This is a genomic window from Methylomonas sp. MgM2 (assembly GCF_054172045.1).
The window spans coordinates 51,033-59,796 of sequence record NZ_JBSYXO010000026.1; the positions used below are offsets into that span (position 1 = coordinate 51,033).

An 8,764-nucleotide genomic window follows, 5' to 3' on the forward strand; every position below is an offset into this window, starting at 1 on the left:
AAGATGAATGGTCCTTTTCGGTCGACGACCTCAGTCCAGCTAATTTATGCACGATCAGCAACCGGAGTTTTTCGTTTTGACACTGATGATTCGAAAGAACTCCTTTTCCCCGTTGAAGTAAGGTTGGGAGTTTATATGATCGAATCGATTTCGAATGTCATATACGCATTGACTGTTTTTCGTTAAACATGAGGCAGCAATGATAATCACTTTTGATCCGCGGCTCTTGCCGAAATACTGCATCCCTTCCACACTGGCGGCAATCCAGTCGAATGTTTGAGGAAAATCGTCGCCGCCCCAAAATCCACGCTACGTTTGTTCACGGAGAAGTAAGCAAACCGATGAGTCGTTTCTTTCTCTCGTCGATTCAATCAGCGTAGCATCATCCGTTGTATGCCTGCTGACAAATAGCAAACGCATACTGTCTTCTCACATAACTAAGGACACATTTTGAAAAAAATATTTGTCGGAAACTTACCGAGCGACGCCACAGAAACCAGTGTAAAAGCCTTGTTCTCGGAATTCGGTAAAGTACATTCCATTGAACTGATCACCGATATGTTCAGCGGTAAATGCAAAGGTTTTGGCTATATCGGCATGGAGGGCCATGAAGCCAGAGTCGCCATTGCAAAACTGAGTGGACGACCGTTCGGCGGTAATTTGCTTAGGGTAGGTTTTGAAACTTCCACCGGCAGACACGGCAGACGCCGTTAACCAAATCGAATAACGGCTTTTTCAGAAATAGGGACGGCGCAGCACAACGGATATTCTTTCCGATCATAGCCTACCCATCATTTCTGCATCTAAACATTTACCGGGAATTTTTCCCTTTATCGAGATTTTCTATGTCATTTTCTTCTCTCGGTTTATCCGAGCCCCTGTTACGCGCCATTAGCGATTCAGGCTATAACACACCGACCCCGATACAGCAGCAGGCGATACCAGCAGTCTTATCCGGCCGAGATTTGCTGGCCGCCGCGCAGACAGGCACCGGTAAAACAGCCGGCTTTACCTTGCCAATCCTACAGCGCTTGACCGACAAAACCGTCGGCGGGATTCGGCCCGTCAGAGCGCTGATTTTAACCCCTACTCGCGAACTGGCCGCCCAAGTGTCCGAATCGGTCTGCAAATACGGCAAGCACCAGAAACCGCGGCTCAGATCCGACGTCGTGTTCGGCGGAGTTAAAATCAATCCGCAGATGATGCGTTTGCGCGGTGGCGTTGATATCTTGACCGCTACGCCGGGACGCCTGCTCGACCTGGTTGCGCGGAATGCACTCAAGCTAAATCAAGTAGAGATTCTGGTGCTGGATGAAGCCGACCGCATGCTGGATATGGGCTTCATCAGGGACATCAACAAAATTTTAGCTTTATTGCCGAAAAAACGGCAAAACCTGCTGTTTTCGGCGACATTTTCCGCTGATATCCGTAAATTGGCCCAAGGTTTGTTAATCAACCCGGCTCAAATTGAAGTCGCGGCTGAAAATAGCACGACCGATACCATCGAACAGATTGCCTACAGCGTTAGTAAAACCCGGAAAACCGCTTTACTGACGCATTTGATTAAAAGCAACGATTGGCGGCAAGTGCTGGTTTTTACCAGTACCAAACATGGCGCCAACCGTTTGACCGAAAAACTGAACGTCGCGCAAATCAGCGCCAAGGCGATACACGGCAATAAAAGCCAGGGCGCTAGAACCACCGCCCTAGCCGCGTTCAAAGCTGGCGACGTACAGGTTTTGGTCGCCACCGACGTGGCTGCCCGCGGTATCGATATAGCCATGTTGCCGTATGTAGTGAATTACGAGTTGCCACGTTCCTCCACCGATTATGTACACCGTATCGGCCGTACCGGAAGGGCTGGGCAGAGCGGGCTTGCGGTATCCTTGGTTTCTCACGAAGAAAGCAGCGCGCTAAGACAGGTTGAAAAGCTGATCGGCGCTCAGATCGCTCAAGGCCGGATTTCGGATTTCTAGGCATTGGTTGGCGTGTTGACTACGGCGACGAGAAGACGGAGCATCATGGTTTGCAAAGCAATAACACTCGGTCGAATAACGCGGCGAATGTTTGGCCCGACTCGCGTGGCAAGTGCCCTTGGCCCAATGTTTCACGGTGTCGACCATGATGTTGACTCAGGCGAATTTTGCTTTCGTCACGCTGCTTGGGCCGCCGCCAGTGACGATGGTGTAATGACGGCAACTCTGATCAAATACGGCGAAAATCAAGCCAATCGATCCGAATACACAGGCTGCCCGGTTCCAGATGCTTGCCGGCCCGGCGCTTGATTTCAGCCCTCCGGAAGCCTTTAACGACGTTCAATTTCATGGCGATGGGATGGCGTTTTTCGTTCAGAGCGGCCACGCAAACGAAGGATGTCTTATTCCGCGCGCCCCGCCGGCATTTTCCGCCCCGGCAAACGTCATCCAGTCGAATGATGCCGATCAACGAGGCTTGGTGATGGCAGCCAGAATACTGATACAGCTTGGGCGTCATGGCCGCACTACAGCGGCGGGGGACACTGGATGGACATTGAAAGCCCGGCGGACGTCGCGCCTGAAGCGCTTAGACGCACCTCGATTCTGTGCCATACCGCTTCGTAAAATCCGTCAGGCTGAAGCCTTTAAGGTATTCATTGGACAGGCGGGTAAGCAGATAGAAATTCGAGCCAAGCGCCGTAGGGTCGCTTTATGGAATTGAACGCTCGTAGTTTTCGTTGGCTCGCGCCATGTTCGGCTCAAACCGCCGTTTAAGCCACTCTCCCGGTCGGACGATGCGCCCGGCCCCAACTTTCCTAACATTCAATCATATTAACCGCCAAGCCGCCACGCGAGGTTTCTTTGTATTTGGTTTTCATGTCGGCGCCGGTTTCCCGCATGGTCTTGATCACCTTATCCAGTGAAACGAAATGCGTGCCATCGCCGCGCAAAGCAATTCTGGCCGCATTGATCGCCTTGACCGCTCCCATCGCATTGCGCTCGATACAGGGAACTTGCACCAGGCCTCCAACCGGATCGCAGGTTAATCCAAGATTATGTTCCATTCCGATTTCGGCTGCGTTTTCGACCTGTTCGGGCGTTCCGCCTAAAACCTCCGCCAAAGCCCCTGCGGCCATCGAGCAAGCCACGCCTACCTCGCCCTGACAACCGACCTCCGCACCCGACAACGAGGCATTTTCTTTATATAAGATAGCGATTGCCGCCGCCGTGAGTAAAAAACGGACCACACCGTCTTCACTCGCATCGGGACAAAAGCGCCAGTAATAATGCAGCACCGCCGGAATGATGCCGGCCGCACCATTGGTCGGCGCGGTGACGACCCGGCCGCCGGAGGCATTTTCTTCGCTGACCGCCAATGCAAACAGATTGACCCACTCCATAGTACCGACCGGCAAATTCGGAGTTTGACGCTGAATTTCGCCCTTTAGCTGCCGATAAAGATTTGCAGCACGGCGTTTGACCTTCATTCCTCCGGGCATAACGCCCTCCTCCCGCATTCCCCGCTCGACACATTCCTGCATGACGCGCCATATATTCAACAGATTTTTTCGAATCTGATCTTCGCTCAGCCACGCTCTTTCGTTGTGCATCATCAAGCCGCTGATCGGCTTATTATGCAATTTGCACAGCTTTAACAGTCCTGCAGCAGTTTTAAAGGGATAAGGCAGACAGGTATCATCATTTGTTATGCGATCGGCCGCTGCATTAGCGTCCGTCACCACAAAACCACCGCCCACCGAATAGTAGTCTTTCTGCAATAATTCGGTGCCCGTGGCGTCAAACACGGTAAATCGCATACCGTTTGAATGGTACGGCAGCAGTTTGCGCTGGAAAATTAAATCGTTATTTTCGTTAAACGAAACTGGAAAGCGTTTAAGCAAGCGGACCGTTTTGGATGCCCGAATGGCCGTTAACCGTTCCGAAATGATCTCGGGATCGATTAGATCCGGAGCTTCGCCTTCAAGACCAAGCAATATCGCCTTGTCGGTTCCATGTCCCTTACCGGTCGCCGCCAGCGAGCCAAACAATTCGACTCGGATGCGTTTCACTTGTTCTATGATTCCGCTTTGTTCCAGCTTAGAAACAAAGGTCGCCGCCGCACGCATCGGCCCTACCGTATGCGAACTGGAAGGGCCGATACCGATCTTAAAAATATCGAAGACACTGATTGCCATCGCCGCCGCCTAAATCAGGAAAACTAATGGTGACTATACCAGACCGAACGATCAATCGAAGTCACTTTGTCATTTCGCTCCGTTTGCTATCCAGGCCTTAATACGAAATACGTCGGCGTCCGATAATCGATGCGCATCAGCCATCGCCATATTCGGGCGGAGACCGGTGATAATCGCTATCAAGGCACTGTTTTCGGCTTGCCCCGGAACTACCCAAGGCCCGTCCGCATTGAAAAACGCCTCGCGCAGATCGACGCGAAAACCCGCCGACGGGTTTTGCGGCCCATGACACCCGAGACAGTTTTTCTGGAAAATCGGATAAATTTGCGCCCACTCCGGCGAGTCGTTTCCTATTTCGGTTGATGGATTTTTTTCAACCATTATTTGAGCCGGCTTGCCCGCCCCCCGAAGCCCGTGCCTCGGCCGTTCAATTTCTGTGACACTTTCCCGGACTAAGCAGGCAAAACCGATACTGATAAGCGCCAAACCCGCTACGGTCCAGGCGCCACAGCGAAACAAGGATGGCTGTTTGTTTTTCACCAAACCGCATCGCTTGCCGATCACCGTGACAATCCAATTCCAGTGCAGCACCAGATGCAGCAGCATGGTCAGCAACAGTCCCAGACTAATCCAAAAATGAATATCGCCCCACTGATGGCGGGTCAATCCCCACAAGGCATAGGTCTTATTGCTACCCGGCGGTAATGGAAATCGCAACAAATAGCCGGTTGCTATCATGCCTAAAAACAACAGTGCGGCTATCAAATCGATGATGATATTGATCAGCGTCCTATTCATTTCGTTACCGGTGTCGTTTGGAAAAACGACATAATAGTCCTTTGTTTATCATGTTCCGTAGAAAACTTCTCAAAGCCCTGGCACCCGTTTTCAACAAATCCGTCAATGGATCGTTAATCCCGCTAGCTTTACTCCACTCTTTTGCATTACCTTTGTTCATGGCGTCTCTCAGGTTGCTGTTATTCGATCTTCACAATCTTATTTCAGCAGAGGGCGCCACCTTTCTTCAAGTCCGGCTGTACACCAGATTTAGTTATAACTCCTCCTAAATTGATCGGTTGGCTGAGCAAAGCGATCGAATATTGTGCCTGAAGCTTGTGAGTACCTCACGGTTTTCGTGCGAAACAGCTCCTTATTGACTCAATTTATAGCAAGCGCGTAGTGTAAAGCTTTTGCCCATTGGCCAAGCGGACACTTAAAATAAGCTACTAGGGACAGTAAAAAAGCTTAACAACAAAGGTTTACCTGAATCCGTGACTCCACATATTGCCTGACATTTTACTCTGCCGCCTATTCCAAAATTCGTTGGGTTTAAAGTACGATTCCGGCAATCGAGTTTAACGGCTAGAAATTTACCCTATTATCAGGCGTATTTTCCCGGCATGGATAAAATGGCTGGATTTTAAACGAAGGATCCTATCACCGCTGTGTTTCGCCGTGATGGGTGGCGGGCTGCCGATGGTGGATCAATCAACAGTACATCCAACGGCGTTCCTCTACCCACTAGGGACTATATAGCTGGTACGTCTTCGCTTTTTATACTGCCGAAGCGCAGTCTATGAAAATTTCGTCCCGAAAAGTTCTACGTGCGGGCTTATTTTGGGGCTGAAATTGAGCGACTGTCAAATGGTTTTTTCATATTATTTCAATTGGTTAGATGGCTAATACAGGCTGGACGGAGTTGGATTTTACTGGACAATTCAACTGTAAGGACAAGGGTGATTTTCGGGTGATTCGCCGGTAAAAATTGAGGCGGCACCAAGATCGGTTAATTCGATTTCGAAGAAAACACAGACTTTGTCAACCTGGATAAGGTTTATAGAAATCTCCACGAGTAATACCGGTATTACTTGGTATTAAAGAAACCTATCCTCTGCAGCCCACGCCAGATAAGGCGGTAACACTGGAATACCAGTAATCTCACTTCACTATAAGTTCAACAGTTATTGCGCTCGGGTTTGCCCAGAGAGGCACTACAGTCTGTCGTGATGTTTAAACAGGTCTTTTATAGATCATAAAATGCTATATTTGTGATCGATAAAATCATTTTGTATTAATCATGCTCTGGAATTGGCAACTGGCGGATTGGCCGCACTTCAGCTATAACGCGTCGCAGCTGGACAATTTTGAAAAGCGCTTATTGCTTGGCGCCGGCGTATCATTCGGCGCGGTGAAGCATTTATCCGAAGACGACAGACGGCAGTTGACCGTTGAGTTGATCAGTAATGAAGCGCTAAAAACGTCAGCCATTGAAGGCGAATACCTCAACCGGGACAGCCTGCAATCCTCCATTTGTCGTCAATTCGGTTTAATCACCGATCATCGAAAAGTCCCGCCGGCCGAGCAAGGCATCGCGGAAGTTATGGTCGATCTGTACCAGCATTTTGCCACGCCAATGACTCACGAGCGGTTGTATCGCTGGCATACCTGGATTACGGCCGGCCGCAACGATCTACAGGATGTCGGGCGTTATCGATGCCACGACGACCCAATGCAAATTGTCTCAGGTCCCATTTATGCGCCAAAGGTACATTTCGAAGCGCCGCCGTCCTGCCAGATGACGCGAGAGATGGATCAGTTCATTGACTGGTTCAATCGCACGGCACCCGACGGAAACACACCTTTGCCTGCATTACAGCGCGCCGGGATTGCCCATCTTTATTTCGTCAGCATCCATCCTTTCGAGGACGGCAACGGTCGCATCGGTCGGGCGATTGCCGAAAAGGCGTTGGCCCAATGTCTGGGGCAGCCGACATTAATCGCGCTGGCATTTACCATCGAACGCCACCGCAATGCCTACTACACTGCCTTGGAAATGGCCAACAAGCAGATCGACGTGACTGATTGGCTGGTGTATTTCGCCGAATTGGTGATGGCCGCTCAGAATTACACCCACCAATGGATCGATTTTTTAATTCAAAAAACCAAACTCTATGATCGCGTAAGCGGGCAACTGAATCCGCGTCAGGAAAAAGCCTTGGCCAGAATGTTTCGGGAAGGTCCGGATGGCTTTACTGGCGGACTCAGTGCCGATAAATATCGGAGTATGACCGGAGCTCCTTCAGCAACAACCTCTCGTGATCTGCAGGATCTGGTCGCCAAGGGCGCATTGATTCGAACAGGCGAACGAAAACATACTCGCTACTATTTGAATTTAACCGAGCCATTGCCTTAAATTCTAATAAGTCTGCTCGCAATACCCGGCCCAATCGGCCATAAGCTGCGATCGCTTTTCCATCAAATCCCTTCAATTAAATAGCGTTCGGCAAGTTTGTTGCCGGTTCATCCCCGCGGGTGCGGGGAACGCCCTCGGTGAGCGCGATTTCCTGTTCCAATTGCGGTTCATCCCCGCGGGTGCGGGGAACGCGACTGGATCGAGAACGTGCCGTCGTTCCGCTTCGGTTCATCCCCGCGGGTGCGGGGAACGCACCGTTTTTCTGTACAGCGGCCATTGCCACGGCGGTTCATCCCCGCGGGTGCGGGGAACGCGACCAATTGGCCCAGCAAGCGGCACAGCGGGCCGGTTCATCCCCGCGGGTGCGGGGAACGCGCTGGTTTGGCTGTCGACGCGTTTAGACCACGCGGTTCATCCCCGCGGGTGCGGGGAACGCCGGGCAAAACCAAACGATCTTGCTGATTTTGGCGGTTCATCCCCGCGGGTGCGGGGAACGCGGAATTTGCGGCGGGTTGGCGATAAATAATCGCGGTTCATCCCCGCGGGTGCGGGGAACACACCAGCTATTACAAAACCCAACAACCGGAAACCGGTTCATCCCCGCGGGTGCGGGGAACGCCTCATCGGCGTGTAAATCCTCCAACAGTTCGACGGTTCATCCCCGCGGGTGCGGGGAACGCGACCAGTACAACAACCAAGTCCGCCGCACCGCCGGTTCATCCCCGCGGGTGCGGGGAACGCTAGGGTAGCATCTAGTCGCGCCTTCTGAGTGGCGGTTCATCCCCGCGGGTGCGGGGAACGCGAGTTGGTCATGCTAGGCAGACTGAAACCTCACGGTTCATCCCCGCGGGTGCGGGGAACGCCACACATATCGATAAACAGCATCATAACGCGGCGGTTCATCCCCGCGGGTGCGGGGAACGCAGCAGAACGCTTTACCGGAAATCCTACACCATTCGGTTCATCCCCGCGGGTGCGGGGAACGCGGCTAAGGATGTGTTTGAAAGCGGTTGTGTACCGGTTCATCCCCGCGGGTGCGGGGAACGCCGCGCATTTCGCCTGCCACAGAACCGATCAAGCGGTTCATCCCCGCGGGTGCGGGGAACGCTGTCGTCCATTCCGATACAACTCCATGGCCATCGGTTCATCCCCGCGGGTGCGGGGAACGCGATTTTGGCCTCCATGGCATCGTCAAACCAAACGGTTCATCCCCGCGGGTGCGGGGAACGCGTGGGCGTCCAGTTTTTCGACGATGGATTCAACGGTTCATCCCCGCGGGTGCGGGGAACGCCGCTTCCTTGGCCTGTTTGGCGGATTCGATTGCGGTTCATCCCCGCGGGTGCGGGGAACGCCTCGCAGACATAGGAAACACTGTCAATTGTGTCGGTTCATCCCCGCGG

5 protein-coding genes, 1 pseudogene and 1 CRISPR repeat array are annotated in these 8,764 nt (G+C 52.3%); of the genes and pseudogenes, 3 read left to right on the forward strand and 3 right to left on the reverse strand.

Annotated features, from left to right (window positions below; all coding sequences use genetic code 11):
- Nucleotides 1–450 precede the first annotated feature (450 nt).
- Together ACW73I_RS17130 and ACW73I_RS17135 are read left to right on the forward strand one after the other, a co-directional pair.
- The gene (locus ACW73I_RS17130) at nt 451–714 is read left to right on the forward strand and encodes an RNA recognition motif domain-containing protein (RefSeq protein WP_458030647.1); all 264 of its coding nucleotides are present in this window, start codon (nt 451–453) and stop codon (nt 712–714) included.
- 131 nt (nt 715–845) lie between these two features.
- The gene (locus ACW73I_RS17135) at nt 846–1,976 is read left to right on the forward strand and encodes a DEAD/DEAH box helicase (RefSeq protein WP_458030648.1); all 1,131 of its coding nucleotides are present in this window, start codon (nt 846–848) and stop codon (nt 1,974–1,976) included.
- Here the strand turns inward: ACW73I_RS17135 and ACW73I_RS17140 are convergent.
- The 3 genes and pseudogenes from ACW73I_RS17140 to ACW73I_RS17150 form a co-directional block, all read right to left on the reverse strand.
- Nucleotides 1,973–2,640: pseudogene (locus ACW73I_RS17140) on the reverse strand (transposase). The gene ACW73I_RS17135 and the pseudogene ACW73I_RS17140 sit on opposite strands and share 4 nt — an antisense overlap.
- Before the next feature lie 151 nt (nt 2,641–2,791).
- Nucleotides 2,792–4,171 (reverse strand): L-serine ammonia-lyase, encoded by a 1,380-nt coding sequence (locus ACW73I_RS17145; RefSeq protein ID WP_458030649.1) that lies wholly within the window; start codon nt 4,169–4,171, stop codon nt 2,792–2,794.
- 69 nt (nt 4,172–4,240) lie between these two features.
- Nucleotides 4,241–4,969 (reverse strand): DUF4405 domain-containing protein, encoded by a 729-nt coding sequence (locus ACW73I_RS17150; RefSeq protein WP_458030650.1) that lies wholly within the window; start codon nt 4,967–4,969, stop codon nt 4,241–4,243.
- Between the two features lie 1,279 nt (nt 4,970–6,248).
- On the opposite strand from ACW73I_RS17150, the gene ACW73I_RS17155 reads away from it, so the two are divergent.
- A complete protein-coding gene (locus ACW73I_RS17155) occupies nt 6,249–7,364 on the forward strand; it encodes a Fic family protein (RefSeq protein ID WP_458030651.1) in 1,116 nt (371 codons plus the stop codon).
- 103 nt (nt 7,365–7,467) lie between these two features.
- A CRISPR array of direct repeats spans nt 7,468–8,716; the repeat unit is 29 nt; unit sequence CGGTTCATCCCCGCGGGTGCGGGGAACGC.
- Nucleotides 8,717–8,764 lie beyond the last annotated feature (48 nt).

Bases quoted from the DNA above. Each gene is read 5' to 3' on its own strand.
- ACW73I_RS17135 (WP_458030648.1), top strand. From the start codon at position 846: ATGTCATTTTCTTCTCTCGGTTTATCCGAGCCCCTGTTACGCGCCATT.
- ACW73I_RS17155 (WP_458030651.1), top strand. From the start codon at position 6,249: ATGCTCTGGAATTGGCAACTGGCGGATTGGCCGCACTTCAGCTATAAC.
- ACW73I_RS17150 (WP_458030650.1), bottom strand. From the start codon at position 4,969: ATGAATAGGACGCTGATCAATATCATCATCGATTTGATAGCCGCACTG.
- ACW73I_RS17145 (WP_458030649.1), bottom strand. From the start codon at position 4,171: ATGGCAATCAGTGTCTTCGATATTTTTAAGATCGGTATCGGCCCTTCC.